General features: G+C 66.7%; 9 protein-coding genes. 6 read left to right on the top strand and 3 right to left on the bottom strand.

Going from position 1 to position 15,835, the window contains the following annotated elements; all coding sequences use genetic code 11:
- Positions 1–495: 495 nt before the first annotated feature.
- On the bottom strand, positions 496–3,069 hold the full coding sequence (locus ACLQ7E_RS14335; RefSeq protein WP_411733252.1) for a LuxR C-terminal-related transcriptional regulator: 2,574 nt from the start codon (positions 3,067–3,069) through the stop codon (positions 496–498).
- Between the two features lie 230 nt (positions 3,070–3,299).
- On the opposite strand from ACLQ7E_RS14335, the gene ACLQ7E_RS14330 reads away from it, so the two are divergent.
- The 6 genes from ACLQ7E_RS14330 to ACLQ7E_RS14305 all read left to right on the top strand — a co-directional run bounded on the left by ACLQ7E_RS14330 (position 3,300) and on the right by ACLQ7E_RS14305 (position 12,666).
- Positions 3,300–4,718 carry a dicarboxylate/amino acid:cation symporter gene (locus tag ACLQ7E_RS14330; protein ID WP_411733251.1) on the top strand — a complete coding sequence of 473 codons (1,419 nt, stop codon included), beginning with the start codon at positions 3,300–3,302 and terminating at the stop codon, positions 4,716–4,718.
- 475 nt (positions 4,719–5,193) lie between these two features.
- Positions 5,194–5,853, top strand: a complete 660-nt coding sequence (locus ACLQ7E_RS14325; protein ID WP_411733250.1) for a TetR/AcrR family transcriptional regulator — start codon at positions 5,194–5,196, stop codon at positions 5,851–5,853.
- Between the two features lie 6 nt (positions 5,854–5,859).
- Complete coding sequence (locus tag ACLQ7E_RS14320; protein ID WP_411733249.1) at positions 5,860–9,321, top strand: MMPL family transporter; 3,462 nt, start codon at positions 5,860–5,862, stop codon at positions 9,319–9,321.
- An 89-nt stretch (positions 9,322–9,410) separates the two neighbouring features.
- Positions 9,411–10,052 carry a Maf family protein gene (locus ACLQ7E_RS14315; RefSeq protein ID WP_411733253.1) on the top strand — a complete coding sequence of 214 codons (642 nt, stop codon included), beginning with the start codon at positions 9,411–9,413 and terminating at the stop codon, positions 10,050–10,052.
- 130 nt (positions 10,053–10,182) lie between these two features.
- Positions 10,183–11,955 (top strand): acetyl/propionyl/methylcrotonyl-CoA carboxylase subunit alpha, encoded by a 1,773-nt coding sequence (locus ACLQ7E_RS14310; protein ID WP_411733248.1) that lies wholly within the window; start codon positions 10,183–10,185, stop codon positions 11,953–11,955.
- A gap of 174 nt (positions 11,956–12,129) precedes the next feature.
- On the top strand, positions 12,130–12,666 hold the full coding sequence (locus ACLQ7E_RS14305; protein WP_411733247.1) for a DinB family protein: 537 nt from the start codon (positions 12,130–12,132) through the stop codon (positions 12,664–12,666).
- A gap of 132 nt (positions 12,667–12,798) precedes the next feature.
- On the opposite strand, the gene ACLQ7E_RS14300 is transcribed toward ACLQ7E_RS14305, so the two are convergent.
- Positions 12,799–14,196, bottom strand: coding sequence for an MFS transporter (locus ACLQ7E_RS14300; RefSeq protein WP_411733246.1), 1,398 nt, complete (start codon positions 14,194–14,196; stop codon positions 12,799–12,801).
- Between the two features lie 221 nt (positions 14,197–14,417).
- The gene (locus ACLQ7E_RS14295; RefSeq protein WP_411733245.1) at positions 14,418–15,608 is read right to left on the bottom strand and encodes an acyltransferase family protein; all 1,191 of its coding nucleotides are present in this window, start codon (positions 15,606–15,608) and stop codon (positions 14,418–14,420) included.
- Positions 15,609–15,835: the final 227 nt, after the last annotated feature.

Raw genomic sequence — 15,835 nt, 5'->3', positions numbered from 1 at the left:
GGGGTTTGTTCTGGGTGGGGGGCGGTTTGGCGGGGGGGGGGTGTCGGGCCTCCAGGGCCTGCCAAACCCGCCCCCGACCCGGCGCAGCACCCACCCGCGGCAGGCGAACAGAATTTAGCTGTCGAATGGTGTTTTTAACGTGGTGCGGGCAGCGAAGCTTAGATTTTCCATGAGAGTGCGTTGGATTGAGGGTGAACGCAAGGGTGAATCCGGGCCCCATCGCTGATAACGCAACGAAATACCTGCCATAGTGGGTCTTGTTACTGCGAAACACGTCGAAGCGACCACGACCGGGAAAACCGGGAAACTCAACTTCGCGTACGAAAGCGTAGACCGCCGGGAAATTCGCGGTTCGGCATGGATGCATTGCTTGGGGGCTGCATCAGTGCCAAGGGGATTGATCCGAGTCTTGTTTGGTGGAAACTCGATCCCCGCGACGCAGCGCTATGCGCGTGCGAAACGAATACCGATGCCCACACCGGAGTCGACACCGACCTAGTCGATGGTTTCGGTGTCCCTGCTCGGAACCAGCCCCTGCACGCGTGCGGCGTCAAGCGCCGACGCCCGATCGGACACGCCCAGCTTCCGGTAGATGCTGCGCAGCTGGCTCTTTACGGTGTTGACCGAGACAAACTGCCGTTCGGCAATTTCCGCACTGCTGCCGGTGGACACCAATTCACCCAATACCGCCAGCTCACGCGAGCTAAGCACCGCGCGCCCCAGTCCACCGGGAATGTTCGAGACGGTGTTCGTTTCGACCTTGAGCTTGATTCCCATTTCCCTGGCCACGGACAGGATACGTTCCAGATCCGGGGCCGGCAGCAGATTCATGGCCAGGCCCAAGCCGTATTCCTCACTCAGCGCGGCCACCATCCGAAGCGCACCGCCAACGGCCGCCCGGTTGTTCTGTTGCAGCGTTGCGGCCAGCACCAGCACCGCCTGCTCGAAGCGCGCCCGTGGTTGCACGGGCATGCCCAAGGCGGTACACAGCCTCAACACCTCGGCGGCGTCGCCCTGGGCCAGCCTTACACCTGCCTGCAACAACAAACGGGATGTCTCATCAACAGACTTGGTCGCGGCCTTGAGCGCCTGGGAGGCGTCCCCCACCGCCATGTTCAAGAGGCAGGAGGCCGAGGCCAGCATTTGCTTGCCGATCTTCTGCACCACCGGCTGTTCACGTTCACGCACCAGGTAGCCCTGCATCCGGACCAGCGAAGCTGTCGTTTCCCCGCGGATCACCGCGAGGAGCGCCTCGGCCAACCGGATGGACGGCCAGAATTCGTTGCTGTGCTGTTCGATGCGCAACAGTTCCACCCACCCTGCGGCGTCATCAAATCGTTGCTCCTCCATGGCACACAGGAAAGCGGCCGCCCGGTAGGGGGTGGCGAAATAGGCGTTGGTGGCCGGATTGGACCAGTGCTCCGGCAGGGAGTCGGCCAGCATTCCGGCGGCCTTGTGGATGTCCCCGTTCAGGGCGTACAGGTAGGCCTGGACGGTGTTTGCGTAGTGGTCGTTCTCGACACGGTTGTGGCGTTGGTCGGCAGAAACGCCCAGCTCCACCGCGATCAGGGCTTCGTCGTTGACCCCTCCGGCGTGCAGGCTGAGCGCAAGCTGGATCATCAGGGGTCCCTCGAAGGGGCCGATCCCGTCGCGCTGCCCCGGGGCCATCTCCCGGTACAGCGCAATGCCGCTGCGGGCGGAGCGCACCGACGCCTCCCCGATTCCACTCAATCTCATCGCCACGGACTCGACCATGATCATGATCAGCCGGTCCGGCGGCGGGGCCTTGCGACACACGGTGCGTGCACCGGCGGCAGCCAGGGCCAGAAGTTCCAGGGTCTTGAGCTTGAATTTTCCGGTGGCGCTGTAGGCGATCGCGAGACAGATGGCCAGCAGCGGGAACCGGGCCAGGATCGTCAGGGGCAAGTCATCAAGCAGTACGGCACCGCGCTTGCCCAGTTCGCCCTCGAGGTATTCATCGGCGTGCATGCGCAGGACCTCGGAAGCCAAATGGTAATCGGGCACCGCCAGCGCGTGGCGCAGGGCGCGGAACGAAGACCCCTGGGCGGTCTCAAACCGTGCGCATATCCGGTGCAGGCCGCCCAACCGATCCGGATCCGATTCCAGGTAGGAACGCGTGAGCACCCTGCGCAGCACGGGGTGCAGGCAGTATTCCTCGTCGGGATTCCGCGACGAGCGATACACCAGGCCACGGCCTTCCAGATCCGAGAGCCACCGCTCGGCGTTGCGGGCGGCCAGAAGCGGCAGCAAGGACGCGGGTATTGTCGTGGGCACGGAGATCATGGCCAGGAAATCCAACTGCCCGGGCTCCAGGCCTTCGCTTTCCAGCATCAATTTCACGTCCCGGTCGACCGCGCCGTGGACCGAGACCAGAAAGGCCTTGGCCACCGGGTCAAGTTCCAGCAGCGGAGACGACGGCTGCACCAGGGGCGAGAGCGGCTTCCCGGGCCTTGCCGCGATGTCCGAATTCCGGGGGCCCTGCATGGTTTCGGCGCGGAGTTTGGCCATGCGCAGATATTGCGGCGTGCCGCACAGGTCGCTGGCCAGTTGTGCGGCAAAGTCTGCAAGTGCGGTCCCCCGGAGGTACTGCCCGGTTTCCTCGACGCTGAAGCGGAATTCGTGGGGCGGAATCACCGAGACGCCGAAAGACAGCAACGTGCGATGGCGCTCCATCTCCAGATAGTCTCGCGTCACAATGACCACACGACGCTCGGGATGCTGTTGTGCCGTTCGCTGCACCACCTGTCGGAGTTCTTCGTCGTGCCGCCGCGAGTACCCAACGAGGACGACGAGGTGCGATTCGGGGTCTTCGGCCTTCCCATAGGTCCGGGCCAGCACCTCGTCCAACGGCTCGTTCACATCGCGGCACTCGATCCAGGTCCAGTTGCTGGCTTGGGGATCACGGCGGGACAACCAGCCGCGAATCGCGGTGCGCTTGCCCGAGCCCCGCGGCGCCCTGGCGATGACCACGGAGGAAGAGACAGCAAGGTCAAGCAACTGGTCAAGGCGCGGACGGGGCAGCGTGTCATCGATGATTCCCCACTTCATGCGCCCAGACCCCCTCCCCATTAGTGATTGCGTGGGCGCCCGACATCCAGCTCTCAGGGCGCGAATCAATAACATAAAAAACCATTGGTTGAAAGCTCATCTTAACACCGGGGTGGACTTATATGTAACGCGTCACAAAAAACCCGCATAAGATCAATCCGGGCGATTTTTGCGTAACATTCCTCAATGCTGGCTATCCTTTGTTATCTTCCACCGCCTAGCTTCTAAGCGTGACTACCTCCAACACCACGCCCACGAGGCGCATCCCGGCCTGGGCCACCGCGTTTGGCCCGCAAATCATTGTTGGCCTGGTCCTTGGCCTCGGTCTTGGCCTGCTGGCCAAGTACACCGGCCACACCCAGGACACCCCGACGGGGCTGGGCACCACGCTGGCCACGCTCGGCTCCAGCTACATCTCGTTGCTCAAGGCAGCGGTCATCCCGTTGATCTTCTTCGCGGTCGTCGCCTCGATCGCCAATCTGGCCAAGGTCACCAATGCGGCGCGCCTGGCGTGGCAGACCATCCTGTGGTTCGCCATCACCTCGGCAATCTCCGTGGTCATCGGCATGGTGCTGGGCACCGTCCTGCGCCCGGGCGCAGGCACCGGCCAGGGCACACCGGAGGAATACACCGGACGCACCGGAGACTGGTGGGGGTTCCTGATCGGGATCATCCCGTCGAACTTCCTGGGCCTTGGAGCAACGACCAAGGTTGCCGAGGGCGGGGACGTCACCACCGCGCTCAGCTTCAACGTGCTGCAGGTTCTGGTCATTGCCATCACCGTAGGCGTCGCCGCACTCAAGGTGGGCGACGCGGCCCGTCCGTTCCTGGACTTCTCCGCCTCCATCCTGGCCGTGATCCAGAAGGTCCTCTGGTGGATCATTCGCCTGGCACCGGTGGGCACCGTGGGCCTGATCGGCAACGCCGTGGCCACCTACGGCTGGGACACCATCGGGGCCCTGGGCAAGTTCACCGTGGCCATCTACATCGGCCTGGCCCTCGTGCTCTTCGGCCTCTACCCGGTGCTGGTCCGCGCCCACGGCCTGAGCATCAAGCAGTACTTCTCCGGCGTATGGCCGGCCGTGCAGCTGGCCTTCGTCTCCCGCTCCTCCATCGGCACCCTGCCGTTGACCCAGCGCGTGACCGAGCGCAACCTCGGCGTGCCCTCGGGCTATGCCTCCTTCGCCGTCCCGCTGGGCGCCACGACCAAGATGGACGGCTGCGCCGCGATCTACCCGGCGATCTCCGCGATCTTCGTCGCCCAGTTCTTCGGGATCAACCTGGGGCTGACCGACTACCTGCTGATCGCCCTGGTCTCGGTACTCGGTTCGGCCGCCACCGCCGGCACCACCGGCGCCATCGTGATGCTGACCCTGACGCTGTCCACCATCGGCCTGCCGCTGGCCGGCGTGGGCCTGCTCATGGCAGTGGACCCGATCGTGGACATGGGACGCACCGCGGTCAACGTCGCGGGGCAGGCCCTGGTTCCGACCATCGTCGCCAAGCGCGAAGGCATCCTGGATGAGGAACTTTACAACGCGCCGCGCCACGGGGACCCGTTCAACGACGAGTTCAAGCAGGGTGCCACGGTCGCCGCGGACGATCACGAGTCGTCGAACGCGCCCCAGAAGGTCTCCTCCGGCCAGTAGCGCCCAAGGATGCCACGGCATCACCCCCGGAAGGCCACCTCGGCCGGTGTTGGATCCCCGCAGTGCGGGCACCAAGACCGCGTGCGAGGTGGCCTTCCGGCTTTCCGGGCTGGAAGTCGGCCGTTGTGCGGCCTTGTCCAGGATCCAATGTCCTGCGGGAAAATACCCCATGATTTTTGGCCGTCGATGGGTTCGCCCCATGGAGCCGGGGGCGGTTCCCAATCGACGCCCAGGTCCCCCCCGGGCCCGCGGGCAATCGCGTCGGTGTGGTCTCCTGGCTCGGCGTGCGCGCCCCGGCCCTTGAGGTGCTTCCCGTTGCGCATCGTCGCCGGTGCACCGTCAAGCAGGAAGCCGGTCCAGCGACCGCCACCCGGGACGCACGGTGCGGAGCCGCGAGCGTCAGCGGGTCCGAGCCCACCAAGAACTTCGGCGAATAAATTGCACAGGATGCAAGTTTGCACATAGTGTAGTAATTGTGAATCATCCCCTTGACCCCGGGCCTTCCCGGCGTGAACTCAACAAGGCCGCCACCCGGACCGCCATCGTCCATGCCGCCCTCGGCCAGCTGGAAACGGCCGGTTACGCGGCGCTGACCGCGGAATCCGTGGCCGATGCCGCCGGCATCTCCCGCCGCACCTTCTTCAATTACTTCCCCTCGATCGAGTCCGCCCTCAACGAGCCGACCCGGCTGCTGCTGGAAAACGCGGTGGCGGTTCTCGATGAGGTGGATCCGGCAATCGACCTGCTCTCCGCTGCGGTGACCGCCGTGGAATCCCTCGTCGACCCCGCCCTGCTGGAGCCCATCGCGAACCTGTACCTGCATGCCTCGGCGCACCCGCAGATGGCACGCATGCAGCTCGAGGCCTGGAACGACTGCGCCGAGGCACTCACCGAGATCATCACGGCCCGCGCCCCGCACGGCACCCCCTTGGCCGCGTCAGTCTTTGCCCACAGCGTCATCGGCGCCGGAAAGGCCGCCTTCGCCGCCTGGTCCCGGGAGCTGGGCGAGAGCCCGGACGCCACCGATCCGCGGCGCACTGAGTTGCTGCGTGCCACCCTCGCCGAAGCCGTCGCCCAATTGCGCGACGGCTTCCCCTCCCTCCAACAGCGCGCGCCGCACCCCCGAAAGGCCTAGGACACCATGGCTTCCTTCCTCTACCGTCTCGGTGCCCTGGCCTACCGCCGGCGCTGGGCCGTCGTCGCCATCTGGGCGGTTCTGCTGCTGGCCATCGGGCTGTGCGCCGGCGCCTTCATGGGCAAGCTGTCAAACACCTTCGCCATCCCCGGCACCGAAACCCAGCGCACGCTTGATCGGATGAAGATTGAGATGCCCGAGTTGGCCGGCGGCACCGGTTCCATCGTCTTCCGTTCCCAGGACGGCACGGAGCTTTCGGCGGCGCAGCACCGGGCCATCGAGTCCTCGCTGGACGAGCTCGCCACCCAGTCCCAGATCACCGAGGTGGCCAGGCCCTTCGAGCTCCAGGCCCAGCTCGATGAGGCCAAGCCGCAACTCGCCGAGGGCCAGGCCAAGCTCGAGGATGCCGCCGCGGCACTTGAGGACGGCAAGAAGCAGCTGGCCGACGGCAAGGTCGCGCTCACCGATGCGCAAGCGGAGCTCGACTCCGGGCGCGTGCAGCTGGGCGACGCCAAGAAGGAGATTGCCGAGGGCCGCAAGCAGCTGGCCGCCGGGGCCGCGAAGCTGGATGCCGCGGCCAAGGAACTGTCCACCGGCGCCGCAGCGCTCAAGGACGGCCAGGCGCAGCTCGCCGCGGGCCAGGAACGGTGGGATGCGGGCAACCGCGAATACCAGGGAGGCGTCGCGAAGATTGCCGGGGGCCGCAAGGCCGTGGCCGCGGGCGAGGCGAGGCTCGATGCAGCGGCCAAGGAACTTGCCGACGGGAAGGCGCGGTACGACGCCGGCATGAAGAAGATCCTGGGCGGCCAGTCCCGGGCCACGGTTGAAAAGCAGCTGGCCACGGGCAAACAGCAGGCCGCTGCCGGGCTTGCCAATGCCCAGGCCGGACTGAAGCAGCTCAATGCGGGAATCGCCGAACTCAAGACGCGGATCGCCGCCGCGGCAAAAGAGCGTGAAGGTGCCACCACCGATGCGCAGAATCGGGCCGCGCAGCAGAAAATCAACGGGCTCAAGGCCGAGCTCGCCGGCCTCGAGGCCCGTAAGGACACCGTCGAGGCAGGCAAGAGGAAGGCCGAGCAGTCGCTGCGGAACATTGCCGATGCCACCGCGGGACTCAAGGCACTCGACGCGGCCAAGGCGCGTCTCGATGCCGGAGCGAAGGAACTCCCAGCGGGGCAAAAGACCCTGGCGTCGAAGAAGACCGAGCTGGAGGCCGGGGCAGCGAAGCTGCCGGCGGCCAAGAAGCAGCTCGATGCCGGGGCCAAGGAACTTGCCGCCAACCGCACCAAGATCCAGGCCGCCGCGGCGAAAATCTCCACGGGCCAGGAACAACTGCGCGCCGGGCAGGCGGAGATCGACACGAATGCGGCCAAGTTGGCGGCGGGCCAGCAGGCCATCGAGAAGAACCAGGCCAAGCTCGTCGCCGGGCAAAAGACCGTGGACGAGAAGACCGCCGCTCTGCCCGATGCCGAGGAGAAGCTCGAGCAGGGCGCCAGGGACCTGGCCGCCGGGCGGGCCGAGCTGGCATTCGCCGAACGCCGGGCCGGGGCCTCGGCGGGCATGCGCTTCGTCTCGGCCGACGGCTCCACCGCCGTGGCCCACGTGACCTTCGTCGGTGCGACCGACTCGCTGAGCACCGCCGCGCGCGCGGAGATCCAGGGCATTGCCGCCGGGCCCGAGGCCGCGGGCGTCGAGGTGCTCTTCTCCAAGGAGATCATCCAGGACCTGTCCTCCCTCTTCGGGGCAGCGGAAATCATCGGGCTGGCCGTGGCGGCGGCGGTGCTGCTGCTCATGCTCGGCACGCTGGTGGCCGCCGGACTGCCGCTGCTGATGGCAGTGCTCGGGGTGGGAGCCGGGGTCGGCGGGACCCTCGCGCTGTCCTCGGTCATCGAGATGGCCTCCATCACCCCGGCCCTGGCGCTGATGCTGGGACTTGCGGTGGGCATCGACTACTCGCTGTTCATCGTGCACCGGCACCGCCGCCAGCTGCTTCAGGGCGTCCCGCTGGGCGACTCCATCGCCCGGGCCACCGGAACCAGCGGCAACGCCGTGGTCTTCGCCGGGCTGACGGTGGTCATCGCCCTGTCCGCGCTGGCCGTCCCGGGGCTGCCGTTCCTCACGGTGCTGGGCCTGTCGGCGGCCTTCACGGTGCTGATGGCGGTGCTCATCGCGATCACCCTGACCCCGGCGCTGCTGGGAATCATCGGCACCCGCCTGGTCTCCAGGCGTGCCTGGGCACGTGCCGGAGCCGCCGACGCGGGCACGCAGGCCCCTGCCAACGATGCGGGAAACCGCGGCTGGGGCGCCTTGGTGACCCGTCGCCCGTGGATCGCCGCGATCGCGAGCATCGCGATCCTGGCCGTGGTGGCGCTGCCCGCGCTGCAATTGCGCACCGCGCTTCCCGACGGCAGCGCCGAACCGGTGGACTCGGGCGCCTACAAGGCGTACGAGCAGATGAGCGACGCCTTCGGGGCCGGGTACAACGGCCCGCTGCTGGTGCTCGCCGACCTGCCTGCAGGGCTGGATGCCCGGGGCGCGGACGCCGCCAACCTGGACGTGGCGGACGCCGTGCGCAAGATCCCCGGCGTCGTCGCGGCGATCCCGGTGGCGGTCAACCAGGCACGGAACCTCGGCGCGATCCAGGTGATCCCGGCCGAGGGGCCCGCCAGCGCGCAGACCGAGGCGCTGGTGCACGCCCTGCGCGACGCCGCGCCCGCCATTGAGCGGGAGGCGGGTTCGCGCATCGCGGTCACCGGGCAGGTGGCCGCGCAGGTGGATGTCTCCGAGAAGCTGGCCCAGGCGCTGCCGCCGTACATCGGCATCGTGGTGGGGCTCTCGCTGATCCTGTTGCTGCTGGTCTTCCGCTCGGTCGTCGTGCCGCTGCTGGCCACCGCGGGGTTCCTGCTCTCGCTGGCCGCCGCGTTCGGCGCGACGGTCGCGGTGTACCAGTTCGGCTGGCTGGGCAGCGTCTTCGACGTGAACGTGCCGGGGCCCATCATGAGCTTCCTGCCGATCCTGCTCACCGGCATCCTCTTCGGGCTGGCCATGGACTACCAGGTGTTCCTGGTCGCCGGCATGCGCGAGTCCTTCGCCCACGGGCAGCGGGCGCGCGCCGCGGTGCGCTCCGGCTTCGCCCACGCGGCCCCGGTGGTCACCGCCGCGGCGCTGATCATGACCGCGGTGTTCGCCGGATTCGTGTTCTCGCACCTGACGATGATCCGGGCGATCGGGTTCTCGCTGGCCATCGGCGTGCTCTTCGACGCTTTCATCGTGCGCATGACGTTGACCCCGGCGATCATGCACCTGCTGGGCCACCGGGCCTGGTACATCCCGCGCTGGCTGGATCGGATCCTGCCCGACGTGGACGTCGAGGGATCGAAGATCGCCGCGCGGGCCGGGCGGCAGGATGGCAACGACGCGGCATCCGGCACCCAGGCACCGCCGGCGCGGGATACGGTTGATGCATGAGCCAGAACGTGAACACTTTCGACACCGCCACCACCCCCGCCGGCGCCGCCGCCACCGATCCCCGCGGGGAGGTCGAGAACCCCGAGGAGCTGCCACTGCTGGTGCTGGCCTCGGCCTCGCCGGGCCGGGCCAAGGTGCTCACCGACGCCGGCATCGACTTCGCCGTGCAGGTCTCCTCCGTGGACGAGGACGCGGTCCTGGCCCAGGCGGTTGAGCGCTTTGGCGAACTGAGCCCGGCCGACACCGCGCTGCTGCTGGCCAAGTCCAAGGCCGAGGACGTGGCGGCGATGGAGGAGGCCGACGGCGCGGTGGTGCTGGGCTGCGACTCGGTCTTCGAGTTCGAGGGCGTCGCCTACGGCAAGCCGCACACCGCCGCGGTCGCCACCGAGCGCTGGGAAGCGATGAGCGGGAAGTCAGGAATCCTGCACACCGGGCACTGGCTGATCGACAACCGATCCGAGGAAGACGGGGACGGCGGGTCCGGGGCCACCATCGGCGCGGTCTCCTCCACGACCGTGAACTTCGAAACCCTCAACACCGAGGAGATCGCCGCCTACGTGGCCACCGGGGAACCGCTGCCGTGCGCCGGCGGGTTCACCATCGATGGCCGCGGGGCAGCATTCATCCGCGGCATCGAGGGCAACCCGCACACCGTCATCGGGCTGAATGTCGCCACGCTGCGCGAGCTGCTGGCCGAGACCGGCCTGTCCGTCTCCGACGTGTGGGTCTAGCTCCGCCGACTTTGTAGGAACCCCACAAAGAAATCGCGACTTACTCCCGACACCGGGGGTTTTGTGGGTACACATCCCACAAACGCGGGTAGGCTCCACAAGAGCATATTTAAAGGAGATAGCCCCTGCCATGAGTCAGTTGACGAAGGTTCTCATCGCCAATCGCGGAGAAATCGCCGTACGCATCATCCGCGCCGCCCGCGATGAGGGCATTGGATCGGTTGCCGTGTACGCCGAGCCCGACCGCGATGCACTGCATTCGAGGCTGGCCGACGAGGCCTACTCGCTGGGTGGTTCCACGGCCGCGGAGTCCTACCTTGACATCGGCAAGATCCTCGAGGTCGCCAAGCGCTCCGGCGCCGACGCCGTGCACCCCGGCTACGGCTTCCTGGCCGAGAACGCCGGGTTCGCCCAGGCCGTGATCGATGCCGGGCTGACCTGGATCGGCCCTCCGCCGGCGGCCATCGAGCAGCTGGGCGACAAGGTCCAAGCCCGCCACCTGGCCGAAAAGGTCGGCGCACCGCTGGTGCCCGGCACCAAGAACCCCGTCGAATCCACCGACGAGGTGCTGGCCTTTGCCGACGCGCACGGGTTGCCGCTGGCCATCAAGGCCGCCTACGGCGGCGGAGGGCGCGGCATCAAGGTCGTACGCAACCGCGAGGAAATCCCCGAGCTTTACGAATCCGCCGTCCGCGAGGCCATTGCCGCCTTCGGCCGCGGCGAGTGCTTCGTCGAACGCTTCCTGGATGCCCCGCGCCACGTCGAGACCCAGTGCCTGGCCGACGTGCACGGGAACGTCGTGGTGGTTTCCACCCGCGACTGCTCGCTGCAGCGCCGCAACCAGAAGCTCGTCGAGGAGGCCCCCGCGCCGTTCCTCTCCCAGGAGCAGAACACGCGCCTCTACGAGGCGTCCAAGGCCATCATGCGCGAGGCCGGCTACGTGGGTGCCGGCACCTGCGAGTTCCTGGTGGGCCAGGACGGGGTCATCTCCTTCCTCGAGGTCAACACCCGCCTGCAGGTCGAGCACCCGGTCTCCGAGGAGATCACCGGGATCGACATGGTGCGCGAGCAGTTCCGGCTGGCCCGCGGCGAGGAACTTGGCTACACCGACCCCGAGGCCCGCGGCCACTCCTTCGAGTTCCGCATCAACGGCGAGGACGCCGGACGCGGCTTCATGCCGGCCCCGGGCACCATCACCACCATGAACCTGCCCACCGGGCCGGGCGTGCGCATCGACTCGGGCGTCGAGGCCGGGGAAACCGTCTCCGGGAACTTCGACTCGATGATCGCCAAACTCATCGTCACCGGCGCCACCCGCGCGCAGGCCGCCGCCCGGGCCCGCCGTGCGCTGGCCGAGTTCCGCATCGAGGGCATGCCGACGGTGCTTCCGTTCCACCGCGCCGTCATGGCGGATCCGGCGTTCATTCCGGAATCCGGCCCGTTCACCATCCACACGCGCTGGATCGAGACCGAGTTCGCCAACGAGATCCCGGCCTGGGACCCTGCCACCGCCGGCCTCCCGGGCGAGGACGCCGAACGCAACGCGATCACCGTCGAGGTCGGCGGCAAGCGCCTGGAGGTCGTGCTGCCCGCGTCCCTGGGCGCCATGTCCGCCGCCGGCAACGGCAAGGCACGGAAGAAGAAGCGCGCCTCGGGCTCCCGCGGTCCGGCGGCCGCCGGCAACTCGGGTGCCGACCTGGTCTCCCCCATGCAGGGCACCATCGTCAAGGTAGCCGTGGCCGACGGGGACACCGTGGCCGAGGGCGACTTGATCCTGGTCCTGGAGGCCATGAAGATGGAACAGCCACTGACCGCGCACTGCGACGGCGTGGTTTCCGGGCTCACCGCCGTGCCGGGCGACACGGTTTCCGCCGGTGCCGTGCTGGCGTCCATCGGCGAGTAACGCCGCACCATCACCTCACCGATCGGGCGGCACCTGTCTTCTTCGTGAAGACCGGTGCCGCCCTTTCGTTTTGCCGCGCTGACACCCATATCCTCCCCTCATTGCGCCGATTCTCCGCGGTGGGCGACGCGGCGCGGCCCGGGGAGAAAGGGCGAGGTTGCTAGGCTGGTGGCCATGGCAGCTGAAATCTTTGCCGAGACCACGGTTGGCCCGCGCACCGATCCGCCGCCGGGCGGCAGCGAGCGGGAGATCCTGATGGGGTTCCTGGACTATCAGCGCCACACCCTGGGGCTGAAGTGCGCCGGGCTTCACGCGGAGGCACTGGCAGCCCGCGCGGTGCCGCCCTCCGGGCTGTCCCTGCTGGGGCTGGTGCGGCACCTGAGCGACGTGGAGCGCTTCTGGGTCCGTTCCTCGCTGGCCGGAGATCCGGCCCCGCCGCTGTACTGGGGCGCGGACGGGGATGACACCGACTTCGATTTCACGGCACCCGATGCCCGGATGGTCGCGGAATCCTTCGCCGCGTGGAGGGACGAGATGGCCTTTTCCGACGCGGCGCTCGGCGGCGAGCCGCTGGGGCGTTCGGTGGCGGCCGGGCGCCACGGGACGGTCTCGGTGCGCTGGATCCTGGCGCACCTGATCGAGGAATATTCCCGGCACAACGGGCATGCGGACCTGTTGCGCGAGTGCATCGACGGCCAGGTCGGCGAATAGCGTCCGGGGGCATCGGGCACGCGGAGCGTAGGTGCGTTAACGCACCTAAGCGCCCGCAACCACGAACGGGTGGCGGGCGCTTAGGTGTCCGACCCCGGGATCCGCCAAAGGCGGTCCGGTGCGGAATTTCAGTTAGGCGACGTTGTTCTCGTAGTCGACGTCCTTGGTGTCCTTGGTCAGGAACAGGGCGACGAGCGTGAGCACGGCACCGAGGGCCAGGTAGAGGCCCACCCAGATGGTGTTTCCGCCGCCGAACTGCCACAGCGCGATGGCCACGAACGAGGCTGGAGCGGCACCGATGACCGATGAGAGGTTGTAGGCAATCGCCGAACCGGTGTAGCGCACATTGGACGGGAAGAGTTCGGGCAGGTAGGACGCCATCGGACCGAAGGTCAGCCCCATGAGCGTGAAGCCGACGATCAGGCCAACCATGGCGGCTGCCTTGCCGGGGCCAAACATCAGGGTCCAGGCCAAGCCGAAGACGAAGATGCCGCTGGTGACAACAATCAGGAACTTGCGGCGGCCGTACTTCTCCGCCAGCGGCCCGGAGACCATGGTGAAGATGCCGAAGAACACCACGCCGATGATGAGCATCGTCAGGAACTCGGGACGGGCGATGCCCAGGCCCGGTGCGAATGCCGCCTCGGCGGCGGCGTCGAAGACCTTGCCCTTGGCCTCGGCGGCGGCGCGTGCAGCCTCAACCGTGGCCGGTGCTGTGCCGTAGGTCAGCGTGAAGGCCGTCATCAGGTAGAAGAGCACGTAGGTGGCCAGCATGATGAACGTGCCTGCCAACACCGCGCGCCAGTGGTACTTCATCGTGGTCTTGAAGGGCGACTTGGCAACCTTCTTCTGCTCCACCACGTTCTTGAAGGACACCGATTCGACCAGCCTGAGGCGAACCCAGAGTCCGATGGCGACCATGACCGCGGAGAGCAGGAACGGAATGCGCCAGCCCCAGGACATGAACTGCTCGGTGCTCAGGTTGAGCTGCAGGATGACGAACAGCAGGTTGGCGATGATGAAGCCGACGGGAGCGCCCAGCTGCGGGAAGGTGCCGTAGATGGCCCGCTTGTTGGCGGGGGCGTTTTCAGTGGCCAGCAATGCGGCACCGGACCATTCCCCTCCCAGGGCCAGGCCCTGGGCGAAGCGCAGCAGCACCAGCATCAGCGGTGCAAGCACCACGAAGTTGCCCTGGGCTGCCGGCAGGAAGCCGATCAGGAAGGTGGCGATTCCCATCAGGAGCAGCGAGGCAACCAGGGTGCCCTTGCGCCCGATCTTGTCACCGAAGTGCCCGAAGAGGATCGAGCCAACCGGACGTGCAACAAAGGCGACGCCGAAAATCGCGAAGGAGGAAAGGATCGCGTTGACGTTCGAGGCATTCGGGAAGAACAGCGTCGGGAATACCAACACCGACGCCGTGGCGTACGCGTAGAAATCGAAGAACTCGATGGTGGTGCCGATGAGGCTGGCAAACAGCACGCGTCCGCGTGTGTTTTCTTTCGGTGCAGCGACCGTGGTCTTGTTGGACATGACTCGTGATTCTCTTGGGGGGTGCCTTAAGTTACTAAGTGACAAGTTTATGATGGACGTCCACCTATTGGACAGTCCTTCCACTATTTGGACAACTGTAATATACGGCACAGTGATCCCTTGAGCAGGACTGGCGAGTCCCCCGGCATTTCACGTTGCAGCCCTACTACCCCGAGCAGGCCGTGAACCGACTCGTTCCGGGGCGGCACCGCGCCCGAGGGCTAGTTCTTCGTGGGCCCCAGGGCCGTGCGCTCGACGGCCTCGGGAACGGAAGGTGAACCCATTTCACGTAGCTGGCGCGCCCGGGCAAAGTTCCTGGAAAGTCGATGCGACGGCCGCTCGACCACCAGAAAGAACAGCCACGCGACGAATATGGACAGTGCAAATCCCACGGGAATCTGCACCCACAGCGGAACAAACCCATGTGTCGCAAAGGCCAGCGCCACGACAACCGGCTCCTGGGTCAGATAGAGACTGAAGGAAATCCGGCCAAGCCAGCGTATCGGGCGCGAGCCGAACACCTTGACGCAGGGCTGCCAAAAGGCGACGGCAAAAACCAGCAGCGTCGCACCTATCGCCGCGAAGCCAATCCAGGACACACGCCACCGGGATTCAGGGTCAATTCCGGCAACCAGCCAGGAATAGCACAGCAGGAGTATCGACGCCGCGCAGATCAACACCCATCCAACGGCCCGGATCTTCGCGGCCCGGGCCCGCAAGGCCTCAATGTTGTAGGCCATGAGCACGCCCAGCAAGAAGACGCTCAGGTACACCAAGTCCGGGTAGAAGAACCCGGCCAACGGCCACAACATGCAAAACAGGGGTACCGCGGCGACCTTCAGCCACAGCAGCCTTTTCCAGGTGAAGGCCACCCAGAGGAAGAGCGGGAGCAGAAGCGAAAAGAGGACCTCATAGCGCAGCGACCAGAGTGAGGTGTTCAGCCCGCCCCACCCCGTCATCAGCGATGAGCCAAGGAGCACTTGCAGCGGCCCATTGGGGGCCGCTGCATGGTCATTCAGCCAGGGGCTCCCGTTCGGGATCTCTGCCCGGCGGATTGCCAGTGTCGTCAGATAGGCAAAAACCAGACTCGCGATGGACGGGACATAGAGGCGCAGCAGGCGGCGCGGGTAGAAGTATTTCCAGGGCACCGCGGCACCGCGGGCAAATGGAAGGGCCAGGACAAATCCACTGAGCACATAGAAGACCACCACCGCTTCCGATCCCGCCCAGAGAATCCGCAGTGGCGAGTAGTTCATGATGGTCTCGAAAGTGGACAGCGGGCCCGTCTCGGTCAGCTTGTATATCGAACCGGCGCGTTCATTCGAAACCGCGATGTGAAAGACGACCACCACGGCCGCAGCCACTCCACGCAGCCCGTCGAGCGAACCAAATCTTGCGCGTTCCTCTGCCATGGCACCCCGCCCCCAAATAACGCATGTGCAAACAGGTTACTCCCGCCCAGACGCGGCAATTCAGGTAGTTCGCACTCGAATACACGGATCCAGGCAGGTAGTCCGCGCGGCCTGCGGGCGCGCAGGCCCTCCCAACGCAATCGGGCGCCACCCCGGGCAGGGGTGGCGGGCGATTGGCATGGGGTTGAGGAGGCGCGGCCGGGCCTCCCCGCGGTGTCTTATAGACA

Origin of the sequence: Paeniglutamicibacter sp., assembly GCF_046714615.1 — a bacterium.
GTDB lineage: Bacteria > Actinomycetota > Actinomycetes > Actinomycetales > Micrococcaceae > Paeniglutamicibacter.
The sequence above is the reverse complement of the archived record's forward strand: the minus strand, read 5'-3'. Positions and strand labels throughout refer to the sequence as shown.